16 protein-coding genes are annotated in these 17,688 nt (G+C 65.4%); 14 read left to right on the forward strand and 2 right to left on the reverse strand.

All coding sequences use genetic code 11. The annotated features are described in order from the left end of the window. Window positions 1-74: 74 nt before the first annotated feature. From QA635_RS00210 to QA635_RS00220, 3 genes are all read left to right on the forward strand, one after another. Window positions 75-491, forward strand: a complete 417-nt coding sequence (locus QA635_RS00210; protein WP_028335515.1) for a helix-turn-helix domain-containing protein — start codon at window positions 75-77, stop codon at window positions 489-491. Window positions 492-670: 179 nt separating this feature from the next. Then, window positions 671-1,795, forward strand: coding sequence for a M20 family metallopeptidase (locus QA635_RS00215; protein WP_283066044.1), 1,125 nt, complete (start codon window positions 671-673; stop codon window positions 1,793-1,795). After that, on the forward strand, window positions 1,792-2,529 hold the full coding sequence (locus QA635_RS00220; protein WP_283066046.1) for a tRNA (guanine(46)-N(7))-methyltransferase TrmB: 738 nt from the start codon (window positions 1,792-1,794) through the stop codon (window positions 2,527-2,529). The genes QA635_RS00215 and QA635_RS00220 overlap by 4 nt, the downstream gene beginning before the upstream one ends. Before the next feature lie 104 nt (window positions 2,530-2,633). Here QA635_RS00220 and QA635_RS00225 read toward each other — a convergent pair whose 3' ends face one another. Next, a complete protein-coding gene (locus QA635_RS00225) occupies window positions 2,634-3,473 on the reverse strand; it encodes a phytanoyl-CoA dioxygenase family protein (protein ID WP_283066048.1) in 840 nt (279 codons plus the stop codon). A gap of 217 nt (window positions 3,474-3,690) precedes the next feature. After that, window positions 3,691-4,761: a DUF2336 domain-containing protein gene (locus QA635_RS00230; protein ID WP_283066050.1), complete on the reverse strand. Its 1,071-nt coding sequence runs from the start codon at window positions 4,759-4,761 to the stop codon at window positions 3,691-3,693. Window positions 4,762-5,108: 347 nt separating this feature from the next. Between QA635_RS00230 and rimP the strand changes: the two genes are divergently transcribed. The 11 genes from rimP to QA635_RS00285 all read left to right on the forward strand — a co-directional run bounded on the left by rimP (window position 5,109) and on the right by QA635_RS00285 (window position 17,597). Further along, window positions 5,109-5,897 (forward strand): ribosome maturation factor RimP, encoded by a 789-nt coding sequence (rimP, locus tag QA635_RS00235; protein ID WP_283066052.1) that lies wholly within the window; start codon window positions 5,109-5,111, stop codon window positions 5,895-5,897. 3 nt (window positions 5,898-5,900) lie between these two features. Beyond that, complete coding sequence (gene nusA / locus QA635_RS00240) at window positions 5,901-7,517, forward strand: transcription termination factor NusA (protein ID WP_057015297.1); 1,617 nt, start codon at window positions 5,901-5,903, stop codon at window positions 7,515-7,517. Between the two features lie 15 nt (window positions 7,518-7,532). Continuing rightward, window positions 7,533-8,219, forward strand: coding sequence for an RNA-binding protein (locus QA635_RS00245; protein WP_283066056.1), 687 nt, complete (start codon window positions 7,533-7,535; stop codon window positions 8,217-8,219). Window positions 8,220-8,326: 107 nt separating this feature from the next. Continuing rightward, window positions 8,327-11,023, forward strand: a complete 2,697-nt coding sequence (gene infB / locus QA635_RS00250) for a translation initiation factor IF-2 (protein WP_225164079.1) — start codon at window positions 8,327-8,329, stop codon at window positions 11,021-11,023. Between the two features lie 174 nt (window positions 11,024-11,197). Continuing rightward, window positions 11,198-11,608, forward strand: a complete 411-nt coding sequence (gene rbfA, locus QA635_RS00255) for a 30S ribosome-binding factor RbfA (RefSeq protein WP_028343913.1) — start codon at window positions 11,198-11,200, stop codon at window positions 11,606-11,608. After that, window positions 11,608-12,717, forward strand: a complete 1,110-nt coding sequence (gene truB, locus QA635_RS00260; protein ID WP_225164078.1) for a tRNA pseudouridine(55) synthase TruB — start codon at window positions 11,608-11,610, stop codon at window positions 12,715-12,717. Before rbfA ends, truB begins: the two co-directional genes overlap by 1 nt. Before the next feature lie 2 nt (window positions 12,718-12,719). After that, window positions 12,720-12,989, forward strand: coding sequence for a 30S ribosomal protein S15 (gene rpsO, locus QA635_RS00265; RefSeq protein ID WP_016844725.1), 270 nt, complete (start codon window positions 12,720-12,722; stop codon window positions 12,987-12,989). A 314-nt stretch (window positions 12,990-13,303) separates the two neighbouring features. Further along, entirely contained in the window at window positions 13,304-15,466 is a 2,163-nt protein-coding gene (gene pnp, locus QA635_RS00270) for a polyribonucleotide nucleotidyltransferase (RefSeq protein WP_283066060.1), read from the forward strand. A gap of 203 nt (window positions 15,467-15,669) precedes the next feature. Then, on the forward strand, window positions 15,670-16,404 hold the full coding sequence (locus QA635_RS00275; protein ID WP_283066067.1) for a superoxide dismutase: 735 nt from the start codon (window positions 15,670-15,672) through the stop codon (window positions 16,402-16,404). A 123-nt stretch (window positions 16,405-16,527) separates the two neighbouring features. Further along, a complete protein-coding gene (locus tag QA635_RS00280) occupies window positions 16,528-17,004 on the forward strand; it encodes a GNAT family N-acetyltransferase (protein ID WP_283066069.1) in 477 nt (158 codons plus the stop codon). Beyond that, window positions 17,001-17,597 carry a glutathione S-transferase family protein gene (locus QA635_RS00285; protein WP_283066070.1) on the forward strand — a complete coding sequence of 199 codons (597 nt, stop codon included), beginning with the start codon at window positions 17,001-17,003 and terminating at the stop codon, window positions 17,595-17,597. Before QA635_RS00280 ends, QA635_RS00285 begins: the two co-directional genes overlap by 4 nt. Window positions 17,598-17,688: the final 91 nt, after the last annotated feature.

The raw sequence follows: 17,688 nt of genomic DNA on the forward strand, positions 1-17,688 counted from the left end.
CACCGGCGCCTGAGGCATACTCCACTTCCAACTTGCCTCATCCACGGGCGCGCAATCCCTTAGGAGAGTTGGAGATGTCCACCAAAGCGCCCAATCCTGTTGACAAATATGTCGGCAGCCGCGTCCGTATGCGACGCATCATGCTCGGCATGAGCCAGGAGAAACTGGGCGAGGCGTTAGGCCTGACGTTCCAGCAGGTGCAGAAATACGAGAAGGGCACCAACCGCGTCGGCGCCAGCCGGCTGCAGCAGATCTCCGAAATCCTGCAAGTGCCGGTCTCCTTCCTGTTCGACGGCGGCCCGAGCGGGGTCAAGACCGCCGACGGCTTCAGCGAGGGCGCCTCGCCGACCTACGTCTCCGATTTTCTGGCAACCGCCGAGGGCCTGGCCCTGACCCGCGCCTTCACGCGGATTGCGGACGCTAAGCTCCGCCGCAGCATCGTCGAACTGGTCGAGCAGATCGCGGCGCGCGAGGCAGCCGAGCAGGCCTGATTCAGCCATATCCGTTTGAGAGATCGTCAAATCTGGAATATGCCATTCCGGCGCGCGCCAACGCGATGAGCTCAGCTTGAGCATCATCGCGCTTGAGCGCCTCCTTTGAGCATGATTCCGGATCGTGCTTCGGCGCGTGCGCGCAATGACAAAGCGAATCCACAGGCGACGACAACAGCATGTCCAGCAATCCGTTCGAAACCGCCGTGATTCTCGACGGCATCCGCCGCTGGGTCGAGATCGAATCTCCGACCGAGCGGCCCGATCAGGTCAACAAGCTGGCTGATCTCGTCGCGTCGGGCTATCGCGACCTGCCGGCCACGGTGGAGCGCATTGCGGGACGCGACGGCTGCGGCGATCACCTGGTGACGCGCTCGTCCTGGGGCCAGGATGCACCGGGCATCCTGGTGCTGAGCCATCTCGACACAGTTCATCCGATCGGATTCATCGAACGGTTACCATTCAGGGTCGACGGCGACAGCGCGTTCGGCCCCGGCATCTACGACATGAAGGGCGGCGCCTACCTCGCCTATCATGCATTCAGGCAGGTCTGCGCCGACGACGCGCGCCCGCCGCTCGGCATCACCCAGCTCTACGTGTCGGACGAGGAGATCGGCAGCCCGACCTCGCGGGCACTGATCGAGGCCGAGGGCCGCAAGGCGAAATATGTGCTGGTGACCGAGCCGGCGCGCGACGGCGGCAAGATCGTCACCGGGCGCAAGGGCGTTGCGCGCTTCGACGTCACCATCAAGGGCGCGCCGGCCCATGCCGGCACGCGCCCCGAGGACGGCCGCAGCGCGATCCGGGAACTCGGCAATGTGATCCAGGCGCTGGAGGCGATGAACGACCTGAAGCGCGGCGTCACCGTCAATGTCGGCGTCGTCCGCGGCGGCACCAAGCCGAACGTGATCGCCGAAGAGGCCTATGCGGAAGTCGACATGCGCGTGCCGACCATGGCCGACGCCGACGAGCTGGTGCCGAGGATCCTCGGAATCACCTCACGCACCGAGGGCGTCAGCGTGAAGGTATCGGGCGAATTGAACCGTCCGCCCTATGAGAAGAGCAATGCCGGCGCCGCGCTCTACGAGCACGCCAGGGGGGTAGCCGCCGAGCTCGGCTTCGAGCTGCTGGATGTGTTCACCGGCGGCGGCTCCGACGGCAACTTCACCGCGCCGCACACCGCGACCCTCGACGGCCTCGGCGTCGACGGCAAGGGCGCGCATACCCATTACGAGCAGCTCTACATCTCCTCGATCGAGCCGCGCGCGCGGCTGCTCCATCGTCTCTACCAAACGCTGCGATGACACCGGCTTCAGGCGACCGCGGCGATCGCGATTCCCCCGACGACGGCGCGACGGCGCATGCGCGCGGCTCGTTCTTCGGACGGCGCAAGGGCCATAAGCTGCGCCCGCATCAAGCCGATCTGATCGACACTCTGCTGCCGCATCTGGCGGTCGACATCGCGGCGCCCGCGCCCGAGGCGCTGACCGAGTTGTTCGACGACGGCATCGAGAATGTCAGGCTCGAAATCGGCTTCGGCGGCGGCGAGCATCTGATCGCGGAGGCGCAGGCCTTTCCGACCACGGGCTTCATCGGCTGCGAGCCCTATGTCAACGGCATGGCGAAGATCCTGACCCAGATCGAGGCGCTGAATATCGGCAATATCCGCCTGTTCGCCGGCGACGCGGCCGAACTGCTGGCTTGGGCGCCGACGCGCTCGCTTGCGCGCATCGACCTGATTCATCCCGATCCCTGGCCGAAGCGGCGGCACTGGAAGCGGCGCTTCGTGCAGGATGCAACGGTCGCTGCGATGACGCGGCTGCTGCCGCCGGGCGGCGAATTCCGCTTCGTCAGCGATATCGACGACTACTGCGCATGGACGCTGGCGCATCTGATGCGCTCGCCCGACTTCGCCTGGCTCGCCGAGCGCGCGATCGACTGGCAGCAGCCGTGGCCGAACTACACGATGACGCGCTACGGCGCCAAGGCCGAGCGCGAGGGGCGCAAGGCCGCGTATTTGAGGTTTCGAAGACTCTAACACCTCGTCATGCCCGGGCTTGACCCGGGCATCCACGTCTTTGAAGCTGCGTGGAAAAAAGACGTGGATGGCCGGGACAAGCCCGGCCATGACGGCGACGAGAATTACTTCCCCGCCATCCGCGCCTTCCTGACGTCGGTCGCCTCCCACACCATCCGCTTGCCGCGCTCGCGGCCGAGCAGCTCGATCGGATCGTGATTGTCGATGTGGCCGAACTGGCCCTTGTAGACGCTGTAGCCGCACAATTCCTGCAAACGGCGCGGAAAGCGGGCCGCGGTCTCGCGCGGAATACCGAGCTGCAGGTTCTCCTGCTGCCGCATCCAGCCCCAGCAATAGGCGCAGGAGAAGGCAAAGCGCCTGGCGTCGCTGCTATTGGCGCCACCGCCATGCCACAGCGCGCTGTCGAACAGCATCACGCTGCCAGCCGGCATGGTCGCGGTGACCGCGTCGTACTCCTTGCCGTATTCCGGCGACGAATCGAATTTGTGGCTGCGCGGGATGATCCGCGTCGCGCCGTTATCTTCGCGGAAATCGGACAGCGCCCAGATCGCATTGATCGTGATCGGAATGTGCGGCCGCGGCAACGGGATCAATTGGGTGTCTTCGTGAATCGGCTGCGCCTCCTGGCCGGGCCCGAGCACCAGCGAGCAGAACGACGACAGCAGGCATTCCCTGTCCAGCACGCGTTCGACCACCGGCAGCACGTTGTCATGCAGCGGCACCTCCCAGAACAGATCGTCATAGGTCAGGAGGTTGTTGATGCGCAGCGTCTTGAAGCCTTCGAACGACGTCCTGGCAGGTGCGAGATTGTGCTCGCTCTCGATTCTCAGCACCGCCGCCTTCAACCCCTCGACCAGATCGGGCGAGGCGGCGCGCTCGATCACGGTGTATCCGTCGTCGCGGATCCGCTCGGCGTGCGTTTGGATGTCGGCGTCCGTCAGCATGGCAATCTCCCCGTTGGCGCTGTGTCGCGCCTTGCGGAAAGCATAGCGGAACGATTTTGGGTTTGGGAAGTGTGCACTATGATCCGTCATGCTGAGGAGGCCGCAAAGCGGCCGTCTCGAAGCACGACGGCCCGGCTGCAACAGCGTGGCCGTGCATCCTTCGAGACGCGCCTGCGGCGCTCCTCAGGATGACGGAGCCAAGAGCAGTTAGCGTGAACTAGCGCGACTTCCAGAACTCCACGACGCGCTGCGCCGTCGAGGGCATCAGGCGCACGAAATTCACCCGCGCACCTTCGATATCGGCAGGAGACGGCACGCGGTTCGGCCCGAGCCGCATCAGGATCAGGGCGCGCACGGTCGGCCATTCGAACCCGATCGTCTTGCTGGCGATCAGGATCGGATCGTAACGGTCGCCGGAGATCAGGCGATCGAGCGTGACGATCTTCACGCCGGCCATCGCGGCGAGCGCCGCCACGCATTCCTCATATTTGAAGGCCTTTGCGAAGCCGGCCACCGCGGCCTCGTTCAATTCGCCGGCGCGATGCAGTGCCAAGATGGCGCGCTGCGCGGCTGTGAAATCGCGGCCCTCGACCTGAACGATCACGCCCTCGATCTCGGTCATCGCCAGCTTGATCTCGGCCTGGCGTTCCGGCTTGGCGACGGCATGCAGACGTCGGCGGATCACGTCGATCGAGCCGGCGAGCAGGCCCTTCAGATGCTCGGGCGGAAGATCATCGCGGCGGCCGATCCGCAGCGTCAGCACGCCGTCCTGGCTGGCGCGTTGCACGAGCGTCGTGAAGGAGGCGTCCGAGAACGCCGCGCCCGCATTGCCGGCCGCGCATCGGATGACGTCGCGATCGCCGCGTCGGACGAGGACGTCGGTCAGCGCAGTCGAGAGCTTCGATCGCTCGGCCATCGCGAGCAGATGGCCCTGGCCCTTGGCATTGGCGATCTCGACCAGCACCTTTTCGTCAATCACCGGCGATCGGCGCAGCAGCGGCCCCGCGATCGCGACCTCGTCGTCTCGGGCGAGCTGCCCGACCAGATGCCGCGGCGCGTTGGCGAGCAGCGCGAGCCGTTCGGCGAGATCGATCCGCGCGGCAAGCTCGGCATGCGGGACCAGGCTCGTCAGCACCCCGTCAAACAGGTCGATATGGTCGGGGCGAAAACTCGCGGCGCCCTGCAGGAACAGCTCGCCGAGCCGCCGCGCGGCCTCGGCGCGGCGCTTGGGGTCGCCGCGGCGAACGATGTCGTCGAGTTCCGGGATCAGCGCAGGGGCTGTCGTCATGAGCCTTGTCCAACCGGCGACTTCTGCCGATTTTCGGCAATCTATGGTCCCGTTCGTAAACGGAGGGTTAGATCAATCCGGCATCCGGAGAGCCGTAAAATCGCCTCCCGCCGGACCCGAGGGCCTTGCCGGACCCGGGCAAAAGAGCTATATCCAGCGCAACTTATGGTATCTCATACGATCGCGTAGGAGAGTGGGCCCCCCGGGACCCGCTCTTTTTTATTACCTGACGGGACCCAACGAGGCCGGGTCCGGTTTGGGTAGCGTTAGCGGCCCCTTAAGGCCACCTGAACAACACAACAGACCTCAGCAGCCTTTAAGACCCTAGACAGCCTTTGACACTGGATATGACCGAACCGACTGCCACGTCCGTGGACACCGAACTGCTCGCCGAGCCGCGTCTCGTCGTCGAGCCCGGGGTTGCGGCGCGCGTCGCCGCGGTCGCGGTCCCGGTGCTGCAGGGCATGGGCTATCGCCTGGTGCGCATCAAGGTCTCGGGCGATGCCGGCTGCACCGTGCAGGTCATGGCGGAGCGGCCCGACGGCTCGATGCAGCTCGAGGATTGCGAGGCGATCTCGCGCGCGCTGTCGCCGGTGCTCGATGTCGCCGACCCGATCGAGCGCGCCTACCGGCTGGAAATCTCTTCGCCCGGCATCGACCGCCCGCTGGTGCGCCGCTCCGACTTCGAGCGCTACACCGGGCATCTCGTGAAGATCGAGATGGCGGTGGCGCATCAGGGCCGCAAGCGGTTCCGCGGTGTGCTCGCCGGCGTCGAGGGCGATGCGGTGCGCGTCAGGCGCGACGATCCGCGTCCGGACGAGGACGCCGAGGTTCTCCTGGTGATGGAGGACATCTCGGACGCGCGGCTGGTGCTGACCGATGAGCTGATCGAGGAATCGATGCGCCGCGGCAAGGCCGCCGAGCGCGAGCTGCGCCGCGAGCTCGGCCTCGCGCCGCCGCAGCCGGCCCACGCCAAGAAGAGCGATCCGGCGAAGAGCCAGAAGCCGAAACCCAAGCCTGGTGATAAGCCTGCTCACAAGCCCGGCAAGAAGCCGGCCCCGACCAATACCAAAAAGCACCGCCTGGCGGCCGAGCGCGCGCGCCGTGGCGAGATCGATCCATCCGAAGGAGACTAAGCCATGGCAGTCAGCGCCAACAAACTCGAACTGCTGCAGATCGCAGACGCAGTTGCGCGCGAAAAGTCGATCGACCGCTCCATCGTGATCGCGGCGATGGAAGACGCCATCGCCAAGGCCGCGCGTGCCCGCTACGGCAGCGAGACCGACGTCCATGCCGAGATCGATGCCAAGAAGGGCGAGCTGCGGCTGACCCGCCACATGCTGGTGGTCGACGTCGTCGAGAACTCCTCCAACCAGATTTCGCTGCACGACGCGCAGCGCGCCAATCCGGGCGCTCAGGTTGGCGACACCATCGCCGACACGCTGCCGCCGCTGGAATATGGCCGCATCGCCGCGCAGTCGGCCAAGCAGGTGATCGTGCAGAAGGTGCGCGAGGCCGAGCGCGACCGGCAATACCAGGAATTCAAGGACCGCATCGGCGACATCGTCAACGGCATCGTCAAGCGCGTCGAATATGGCAGCGTGATCGTCGACCTCGGCCGTGGCGAAGCGATCGTGCGCCGCGACGAGATGCTGCCGCGCGAAGTGTTCCGCAACGGCGACCGCGTCCGCGCCTATATCTTCGACGTCCGCCGCGAGACGCGCGGTCCGCAGATCTTCCTGTCGCGCACCCATCCGCAGTTCATGGCGAAGCTGTTCGCGCAGGAAGTGCCGGAGATCTACGACGGCATCGTCGAGATCAAGGCGGTCGCCCGCGATCCGGGCTCGCGCGCCAAGATCGGCGTGATCTCGCGCGATTCCTCGGTCGACCCGGTCGGCGCCTGCGTCGGCATGCGCGGCTCGCGCGTGCAGGCCGTGGTGAACGAGCTGCAGGGCGAGAAGATCGACATCATCCCGTGGTCGCCCGACATTGCGACCTTCGTCGTCAACGCGCTGGCGCCGGCTGAGGTCGCCAAGGTCGTGATCGACGAGGACCGCGAGCGCATCGAGGTCGTGGTTCCCGACACCAACAACCAGCTGTCGCTGGCGATCGGCCGCCGCGGCCAGAACGTCCGCCTCGCCTCGCAGCTGACCGGCTGGGACATCGACATCCTGACCGAGCAGGAAGAGTCGGAGCGCCGCCAGGCCGACTTCGAGAACTCGACCCGCGTGTTCATGGAAGCGCTCAATGTCGACGAGGTGGTCGGCCAGCTGCTCGCCTCCGAAGGCTTCACCTCGGTCGAGGAACTCGCGCTGGTGGACGTCAAGGAACTCGCGGGCATCGAGGGTTTCGACGAGGAGACCGCCACCGAGTTGCAGACCCGCGCTCGCGAATATCTGGAACAGCTCGAGGCGGAACTGGAAGCCAAGCGCAAGGAACTCGGCGTCGAGGACGCCATGAAGGACGTGCCCGGCATCACCGGCAAGATGCTGGTGAAGCTCGGCGAGAACGACGTGAAGACGGTCGAGGATCTCGCCGGCTGCGCCACCGATGATCTGGTCGGCTGGACCGAGCGCAAGGAAGGCGGCGAGCCGACCAAACATGCCGGGTTCCTCGACGGCATCGAGATCTCGCGCGACGAGGCCGAGGCCGTGATCATGCAGGCCCGTCTGAAGGCCGGCTGGATCACCGAGGCCGACCTCGCCAAGCCTGCTGAGGAGGCCGAGGCCGCCGAAGCAGAAACGACGGCTTCGTAAGGAGATGCCCCACGGATGCTGGCTCAGGCTGACCCCGATCTCGACGATGGGCCGCGGACGCAGAAGTCCGCGACCACGCGGATGTGCGCGGTCAGCCGCGAGGTGCGTCCGATCGACGAGCTGATCCGGTTCGTCGTCACGCCCACGGGCGAGGTAATCCCGGATATCAAGCGCAAGCTGCCCGGCCGCGGACTATGGGTTTCCGCATCGCGGCGCAGCGTTGCGGAAGCGGTCCGCCGTCACCAATTTAGCAAGGGATTCAAGCGCGACGTCCGCGTCGCGCCGACCCTCCCCACCGACACCGACACCCTCCTGGTGCGCAGCGTCACCGAGGCCCTGGCGATGGCCGCCAAGGCCGGTCAGGTGGTTTCGGGCTTCGGCAAGGTCGAGGACGCACTCAACCGGAACGAAACTGCAGCCCTGATCCACGCTTCCGACGGCGCGGCGGACGGAATCCGCAAATTGGACGCGATCGTGAGGCAAAGGGGCGAAAAACGTGGTGAATCGCCGGTAATCCCCGTCGTCAATGTTTTGACGTCGGAAGAATTGGATTTGGCACTTGGGCGGTCAAATGTGATACATGCTGCGCTGCTCGCGGGCCCAGCGAGCAAGACGTTCCTGTCGCGCTGCCAGATGCTGGTCCGATACCGGATGGCCGACGACGACAAGACCGCCGAAGCGGCCAGAAATTCCAGAGCGTGATCCGGGAAGGCGGACGCCGTCTTTCCGACCGGTCATGCTCAGCAAACGACGACACGTTGAAGGATTTGTGCGGCAAACGCACAGCGAAACGAGATTAGGACTGCTGAATGGTTGATACCAAGACCCCTGGCGACAAGACTTTGAGTGTCCCGAGCAAGACGTTGTCGCTGAAGCCGCGCGTCGAGACGGGCACCGTGCGCCAGAGCTTCAGCCACGGCCGGACCAAGCAGGTCGTGGTCGAGAAGCGCGGCAAGCGTCGCGTCGGTGGCGATGGTCCCGGCGAGGCGCACGCGCCGGAACCCGTGGTTGCAAAGCCTGCGGCTCCGGCCGCCAGGCCGCCGCTCGGCCGCCCCTCAGGCCCGCCCCCCGGCCAGCAGCAGCGTAACACCCGCTCCGGCGTGGTGCTGCCGACCCTGACCGAGGACGAGCGTTCCGCGCGCGCCAGCGCGCTGGCCGACGCCCGTCAGCGCGACATCGAGGAGCGCCGCCAGGCCGAAGAGGAAGCCAAGCGCCGCGCCGTCCGCGAGGCTGCCGAGAAGGCCGAGCGCGAGGCCGCCGAAACCCGCCGCAAGGCGGAAGAGGAGCGCCACCGCCACGAGGAAGAGGCCAAGCGCAAGGCCGAGGTCGAGGCCAAGCGCCGCTTTGGCGAGGGCGAAGCCAAACCCGGCGCTCCGGCCACAACAGCGGCCAGGCCCGCGACAGCCGCACCTGCGTCTGCTCCGCCTGCCCGCGCGCCCGCAGCACGCCCGACCACCACGACAACCGCGCGCGCACCAGCCTCTGCGCCGCGGCCGGCGGCAGTTGCGGCCGGGCCGGACGAAGACGAAGGTCCGCGCCTGGTGCGCCGCCCCGGCGGCGCCGTGCGCCCCGCCGCGGCTCCGAAGACCACCCACAAGCCCGGTCCGCAGAAGGAGCGCGGCCGCCTCACGCTGACCACTGCGCTCAACGCCGACGACGTGCGCGAGCGTTCGATCGCCTCGTTCCGCCGCCGCACCCAGCGCCTGAAGGGGCATGCGTCGAACGAACCGAAGGAAAAGCTGATCCGCGAAGTCACCATTCCGGAAGCGATCACGATCCAGGAACTCGCGAACCGCATGTCGGAACGCGCGGTCGACGTCATCCGCATGCTGATGAAGCAGGGCGCGATGCACAAGATCACCGACGTGATCGATGCCGACACCGCGCAACTGATCGCCGAAGAACTCGGCCACAGCGTCAAGCGCGTCGCGGCGTCCGACGTGGAAGAGGGCCTGTTCGACGTCGTCGACAATTCCACCGACACCGAGCCGCGCTCGCCGGTGGTCACCGTCATGGGTCACGTCGACCACGGCAAGACCTCGCTGCTCGACGCACTGCGCCACGCCAACGTCGTATCGGGCGAAGCCGGCGGCATCACCCAGCATATCGGCGCCTACCAGGTGCTGTCGCCCGAGAGCGGCACCAAGATCACCTTCATCGACACGCCCGGCCACGCCGCGTTCACCGCGATGCGCGCCCGCGGCGCCAAGGTCACCGACATCGTCGTGCTGGTGGTCGCGGCCGATGACGGCGTGATGCCGCAGACGATCGAGGCGATCAATCACGCCAAGGCGGCCAAGGTGCCGATGATCGTGGCGATCAACAAGATCGACAAGCCGGATGCGCGGCCGGAGCGCGTGCGCACCGAGTTGCTCCAGTACGAGGTGCAGGTCGAATCGCTCGGCGGCGACGTCGTCGACGTCGAGGTTTCGGCCAAGAACAAGACCAATCTCGACAAGCTGCTCGAGATGATCGCGCTGCAGGCTGAAATCCTCGACCTGAAGACCAACTCGGAGCGTCCGGCGGAAGGCACCGTGATCGAAGCCAAGCTCGATCGCGGACGCGGTCCGGTCGCGACCGTGCTGGTGCAGCGCGGCACGCTGCGCGTCGGCGACATCATCGTGGCCGGCGCCGAGATGGGCCGCGTCCGCGCCTTGATCTCCGACCAGGGCGAGAATCTCGAAGAGGCCGGCCCTTCGGTGCCGGTCGAGGTGCTCGGCTTCAACGGTCCGCCGGAAGCCGGCGATCGTCTCGCCGTGGTCGAAAACGAAGCCCGCGCCCGTCAGGTCACGAGCTATCGCGCGCACCAGAAGCGCGAGAATGCCGCGGCCTCGATCTCGGGCATGCGCGGCTCGCTCGAGCAGATGATGTCGCAGCTCAAGACCGCGGGCCGCAAGGAGTTCCCGCTGATCGTCAAGGCCGACGTGCAGGGCTCGCTGGAAGCGATCCTGGGCTCGCTCGAGAAGCTCGGCACCGACGAAGTCGCCGCCCGCATCCTGCATGCCGGCGTCGGCGGCATCTCGGAGTCCGACGTCACGCTGGCGGAGGGCTTCAACGCCGCGATCATCGGCTTCTCGGTCCGCGCCAACAAGGAAGCGGCGGCCGCGGCCAAGCGCAACGGCATCGAGATCCGCTACTACAACATCATCTACGACCTCGTGGATGACATCAAAAAGGCGATGTCCGGCCTGCTCGCGCCCACACTGCGCGAAACCATGCTGGGCAACGCGCAGATCCTGGAAGTGTTCAACATTTCCAAGGTCGGCAAGGTCGCGGGTTGCCGCGTCACCGACGGCACCGTGGAACGCGGCGCCAATGTTCGCCTGATCCGCGACAACGTCGTGGTGCACGAAGGCAAGCTGTCGACGCTGAAGCGCTTCAAGGATGAAGTGAAGGAAGTGGTCGCCGGCCAGGAGTGTGGCATGGCGTTCGAGAACTACGGCGACATGCGTGTCGGCGACGTGATCGAGTGTTACCGCATCGAGACGATCCAGCGCTCTCTGTAAGTCCAAATCTTACGAAGCGCAGATCTTGCTAGGCGTTGGGTCCATTTAACTGAGAATGCGACGGCGTGGCCGGACTTTAGTCCGGCCACCAGCGCATCGTCCGATTGAAAGCAAAGCAAGGACATTGATGCCCGCGGCCACGGCCGGCGGGCGCGACGGTTTTGGAAGAAGGTCATGCCCCGTCAAAAGAAGAGTTCCAGCCCCGGCGGATCGCAACGTCAGCTGCGCGTCGGCGAAACGGTTCGCCATGCAGTTGCCGAGATTCTGTCACAGGGTGAGGTTCACGATCCCGATCTGGAAGGCCACATCATCACCGTTCCCGAGGTGCGTATGTCGCCGGATCTGAAGCTCGCCACGATCTACGTGATGCCGCTCGGCGGACGCGACACCGACACGGTGATATCCGCGCTCGAGCGCAACAAGAAGTTCCTTCGCGGCGAGATCGCGCACCGCGTCAACCTGAAATTTGCACCCGACATTCGCTTCCGCGTCGATGAGCGGTTCGACGAGGCGGAGCGCATCGAGAAACTACTGCGGACACCTGCGGTGCAGCGAGACCTTGCACCCGATTCGGACGACGAGTGATGACTGTGATGACGACCAACAGCGTTATCGACGCGAAGGATACCGACGCGCGCGACGCTGAGCGGGATGCTTTTGCCGGCCAGCGCACCGACGATGCGCGCCGCACCAACAACGACCCGCGCCAGAAGCAGGGCAGGCAGAACCAGCAGCCGCGCCGCGACAAGCGCGACGTCCACGGCTGGGTGGTGCTCGACAAGCCGATCGGCATGACCTCGACGCAGGCGGTCGCGGTGCTCAAGCGCCTGTTCCAGGCCAAGCGCGCCGGCCATGCCGGCACGCTCGATCCGCTCGCCTCCGGCGGCTTGCCGATCGCGCTGGGCGAGGCGACCAAGACGGTGCCGTTCGTGATGGATGGCCGCAAGCGCTACCGCTTCACGGTGTGCTGGGGCGAGGAGCGCGACACCGACGACACCGAGGGGCGGCCGGTCAGGACCAGCGAGAGCCGGCCGACCGCCGATTCGATCCGGGAACTCTTGCCGCGCTTTACCGGGGTGATCGAGCAGATCCCGCCGCAATATTCGGCGATCAAGGTGCAGGGCGAGCGCGCCTATGATCTGGCGCGCGACGGCGAGACCGTCGAACTGAAGCCGCGCCCGGTCGAAATTCACGAGTTAACCCTCGTGGAACATGGCGATAACGGCCAGTCCGTATTCGAGGCCGAGTGCGGCAAGGGAACCTATGTCCGGGCGCTGGCCCGCGATATGGGCCGGATTCTGGGCTGTTTCGGCCATATCTGCGCCCTGCGGCGGACCCTTGTCGGTCCGTTTACCGAACGGGACATGATTCCGCTGGAACAGTTGGAGGCTTTATGCAATAGAGCCGCGTCTGGCGAGGGCAGCCTCGCCGACGCGCTTTTGCCCGTTGAGACCGCGCTGGACGACATCCCGGCACTGGCCGTCACACGGGCTGATGCGGCAAGGCTCCACAGGGGCCAGGCCGTTTTGTTGCGCGGACGGGATGCGCCCAATACCAGCGGCACAGTCTATGTCACGGTGGCAGGCCGGCTTCTCGCGCTTGCCGAAATTGGCAATGGCGAACTCATCCCCAAGCGCGTGTTCAACCTGAACGGACTGACTGCCGGTCCGGCTCGCAACGATGAAAGTAACTGACGATGTCGATTACCGCCGAACGCAAAGCGGAAGTCATCAAGACGAATGCCAACAAAGCCGGCGACACCGGCTCGCCCGAGGTTCAGGTCGCGATCCTGTCGGAACGCATCAATAACCTCACCGAGCACTTCAAGAGCCATGTGAAGGACAACCATTCACGTCGCGGCCTCCTGAAGCTCGTGTCGACGCGTCGTTCCCTGCTTGACTACATCAAGCGCAAGGACGAGGCGCGCTACAAGGCGCTGCTCGAAAAGCACAACATCCGTCGTTGATTTGAGAAGCACGCGCGCGAGGGTTCGCGCGCGTTTTCGCATGGTCGTCCGTGAACTCGGGCTTTCGTATTGTCGAAAGATGATCATGCGCAGCATGGCAGTCGCGCCATGCACACTAGCGTCCAGCAGCAATCCGGCCGCTGGACCGGGCAAGATGCCCAGATGACCGAAAGGATGGACGCCATCCGAAATCCAGGGACCATGGCAGGATCGCCGGATGCTGATCGCGACAGCGCATCAGTGTCTCGCCGTCTTGGCATGGTCTTTGTGTTTCAGGGCGCCGTGCTTTCGTGAAACCATGAAAGAAAACCGAAATGTTCAATTCGCATTCCGTCGAAATCGACTGGGGTGGACGTCCCCTCAAACTTGAAACCGGCAAGATCGCCCGCCAGGCCGACGGCGCCGTGATGGCCACCTACGGCGAGACCGTGGTGCTTGCCACCGTCGTTGCGGCGAAGGCGCCGCGCGAGGGCGTCGACTTCCTGCCGCTCACGGTCGACTACCAGGAGAAGACCTACGCCGCGGGCCGCATTCCCGGCGGCTATTTCAAGCGCGAAGGCCGTCCGACCGAGAAGGAGACGCTGGTCTCCCGCCTGATCGACCGCCCGATCCGTCCGCTGTTCGTCGACGGCTGGCGCAACGAGACCCAGGTGATCGTCACCGTGCTCTCGCACGACATGGAGAACGATCCGGACATCGTGTCGCTGGTCGCCGCCTCCGCCGCCCTGACGCTGTCGGGCGCACCGTTCAAGGGCCCGATCGGCGCCGCGCGCGTCGGCTTCGCCAATGACGAGTTCATTCTCAACCCGACGCTCGACGAGATGACCGAGACCCAGCTCGACCTCGTCGTCGCCGGCACCGCCGACGCCGTGCTGATGGTCGAATCGGAAGCCAAGGAGCTCAACGAGGACGTGATGCTCGGCGCGGTCATGTTCGGCCACCGCCACTTCCAGCCGGTCATCAACGCGATCATCGAGCTCGCCGAGAAGGCTGCCAAGGAGCCGCGCGAAGTCACCACGATCGACAATTCGGAGATCGAGAAGGAGATGCTCGGCATCGCCGAACAGGAGCTCCGCAAGGCCTATGCGATCCCGGTCAAGCAGGAACGCTATGCCGCGGTCGGCGCCGTCAAGGAGAAGGTGCTGGCGCACTTCTTCCCGGAAGGCCAGGAGCCGAAATACGACAAGCTTCGCGTCGCCGGCGTGTTCAAGGAACTGGAAGCCAAGATCGTTCGCTGGAACATCCTCGACACCGGCAAGCGCATCGACGGCCGTGACGCCAAGACCGTGCGCAACATCATCGCCGAAGCCGGCGTGCTGCCGCGTGCCCACGGCTCGGCGCTGTTCACCCGCGGTGAGACCCAGGCGATGGTCGTGACCACGCTCGGCACCGGCGAGGACGAGCAGTACATCGATGCACTGTCGGGGACGTACAAGGAAACGTTCCTGCTGCACTACAACTTCCCGCCCTACTCGGTCGGTGAAACCGGTCGCCTCGGCGGCACCAAGCGCCGCGAAATCGGCCACGGCAAGCTCGCCTGGCGCGCGATCCACCCGGTGCTGCCGCCGCATCACGAGTTCCCGTACACGATCCGCGTGGTCTCCGAGATCACCGAGTCGAACGGCTCGTCCTCGATGGCCTCGGTGTGCGGCGCCTCGCTGTCGCTGATGGACGCCGGCGTGCCGCTGAAGCGGCCGACCGCCGGTATCGCCATGGGCCTGATCCTCGAAGGTCAGCGCTTCGCGGTGCTGTCGGACATCCTCGGTGACGAGGATCATCTCGGCGACATGGACTTCAAGGTCGCCGGCACCGACCACGGCATCACCTCGCTCCAGATGGACATCAAGATCGAGGGCATCACCGAGGAGATCATGAAGGTTGCGCTTGGCCAGGCCAAGGAAGGGCGCATCCACATTCTCGGCGAGATGGCCAAGGCACTGACCGCGGCGCGCGCCGAGCTCGGCGAATACGCACCGCGCATCGAGACCTTCAAGATCGCCACCGACAAGATCCGCGAAGTGATCGGCACCGGCGGCAAGGTGATCCGCGAGATCGTCGAGAAGACCGGCGCCAAGGTCAACATCGAGGACGACGGCACCGTGAAGGTCGCCTCCAACGATGGCGAGGCGATGAAGGCTGCGATCAAGTGGATCAAGTCGATCGCCTCCGATCCGGAGGTCGGCCAGATCTACGAGGGCACCGTCGTCAAGGTGATGGAGTTCGGCGCGTTCGTGAACTTCTTCGGCGCCAAGGACGGCCTCGTCCACATCAGCCAGCTCGCGTCCAACCGCGTGCAGAAGACCTCCGACGTCGTCAAGGAAGGCGACAAGGTCAAGGTCAAGCTGCTCGGCTTCGACGATCGCGGCAAGACCCGCCTGTCGATGAAGGCGGTCGACCAGGAGACCGGCGAGGATCTCGAGGCCAAGCAGAAGACCGAAGCGCCGGCTGCGGCGCCGCGCGAAGCTGCCGGCGAGTAAGCCAAGGCCAATCGACTAGAAAATCGACTGTTACGAAAAGGGCGGCCCTGTGGCCGCCCTTTTTGGTTTGCCGAGATCGGACGCAAATCAATCTCCGCTGATCGGCATGCGCGATTTTGACCCGGCATTGTGACCGGATTCGCTGGAACCCGTTCACAACTCGGGCCTAACATCAGGGAGCTTTCCCAGCACGGAGAACCACGATGTCCTCGATGTCCCGACGCCATTTGATCATCGCAGCAGGCGGCATCGCCGCGGCCGCCGCCGCATCGCGCGCAGCGTTCGCGCAGGCCACGGCGCAGGCTCCAGCCGGACCGTTCAAGATCGATCCGCTGACCTATCCCACCAATGCGCTGGAGCCGCATATCGACGCCAAGACGATGGAAATCCATCACGACCGGCATCATCAGGCCTATGTCACCAACCTCAACAATTTCGCCAAGGACAATCCGCAGATCGCCGAGAAGCCGGTCGTCGAGGTGCTCGCCAATCTCGGCAGCGTGCCGGAGGCGATCCGTACCGGCGTTCGCAACAACATGGGCGGCCATGCCAACCACACCATGTTCTGGCAGATCATGGGGCCGAACGGCGGCAAGGCAGACGGCGAGGTGCTCGCCGCGATCGATCGCGACCTCGGCGGCATGGAAAAATTCCAGACCGAATTCAACGCTGCCGGCGGGCGCGTGTTCGGCTCCGGCTGGGTGTTCGTCACCGTGACCAAGGACGGCAAGCTCGCGATCGAGACGCGGCCGAACCAGGACAATCCGATCATGGACGGCAAGCGCGCGCTGCTCGGCAACGACGTCTGGGAGCACGCCTATTACTTGACCTACCAAAACCGCCGGCCGGATTATCTCAAGGCGTGGTGGAATACGGTGAACTGGAAGGCCGTGGCTGAGCGCTATGCGGCAGCAAAGGCCGGCACGCTCGGCGTGTGAGCCGCCGGGCTCGCCGGTTGCACACAACTGCGCTAGAGTTGAAAGCTCCGCGAGACGATCGCGGGCTTTCGACTTTATGCACCCACAGCGTCGCGCCGCCGGCGTCGAACGCGATAGGGATCAATGACGCCGCCGATCATCCGCCCCGCTCGTCCCGACGAACATGACGCGATCGCGCGCGCCTGGATGGCGAGCTGGGTTTCGACCGGGCTCTCGCAAGCCAGCGACAGCTTGTTGAACGATCTGCGTGTCCGCCTGCCGCGCGAGATCGCCGGCGGCTGGAGCCTGTTCGTCGCCGACGATCGCGGCGCCATCGCCGCCATGCTTGCGCTGCACATGCCGACCTCGCTGCTCGATCAGCTGATGGTGGTCCCCACCTATCAGGGCCGGAGCCTGGGACGCGAGCTGCTTGCCTTCACGCGCCGGCAGATGCCCGACGAGATCTGGCTGAAATGCGTCCGCGAGAATGAGAAGGCCTGGCGCTGGTACGAGCGCGAAGGCTTCATCTTCGAGAAGGAAGCGCCCAATCCGGTCACCGGCTTCATGATGAAGCACTATCGGTGGATGAGAACAAACCGCACATCGGAGGCTAAGCCATGATCAAGCTGTACTGGTCGCCGCGCTCGCGCTCGTTCTCAGCCATCTGGCTGCTGGAGGAATCCGGTCTGCCATACGAACGGGTGCTGACCGACATCAGCACCGGCGCGCAGAAATCGCCGGACTTCCTCAAGATCAACCCGATGGGCAAGGTGCCGGCGCTGACCGACGGCGGCGCGCAGCTCGCCGAGGCCGCCGCGATCTGCGCCTATATCGCCGACCGCTATCCCGAGACCAAACTCGCGCCGGCAGCGACGGACCCAAAGCGGGCGCGCTATCTGCAGTGGCTATTCTTCTCGCCGAGTTGCATCGAGCCGGCGCTGATCCAGCTCTTCACCAAGCTCGAGGTGCCGACCAGCACCGCGGCATGGGGCAGCGCCGCGCAGGTGTTCGACGTGCTCGACGCCGAGCTGCAGAAGGGGCCATGGATCCTCGGCGATCAATTCTCCGCGGCCGACATCGCGATCGGTGCGGGACTGAACTTTGCGGTACGCGTGTTCAAGATGGTGCCGTCGCGGCCGTCATTCGAGGCCTATATCGGCCGCTGCGTGGCCCGGCCCGCGTTCCAGCGCGCAGAGAAGATCGCGGCGGGGTGAGACATGTAGCCCGGATGAAGCGCAGCGAAATCCGGGGCTCTCCGCCACAGAGGGACTGTTCCGGATTGCGCTTCGCTCCATCCGGGCTACG

It is taken from the genome of Bradyrhizobium brasilense, assembly GCF_029714345.1.
Lineage (GTDB): Bacteria > Pseudomonadota > Alphaproteobacteria > Rhizobiales > Xanthobacteraceae > Bradyrhizobium > Bradyrhizobium australafricanum.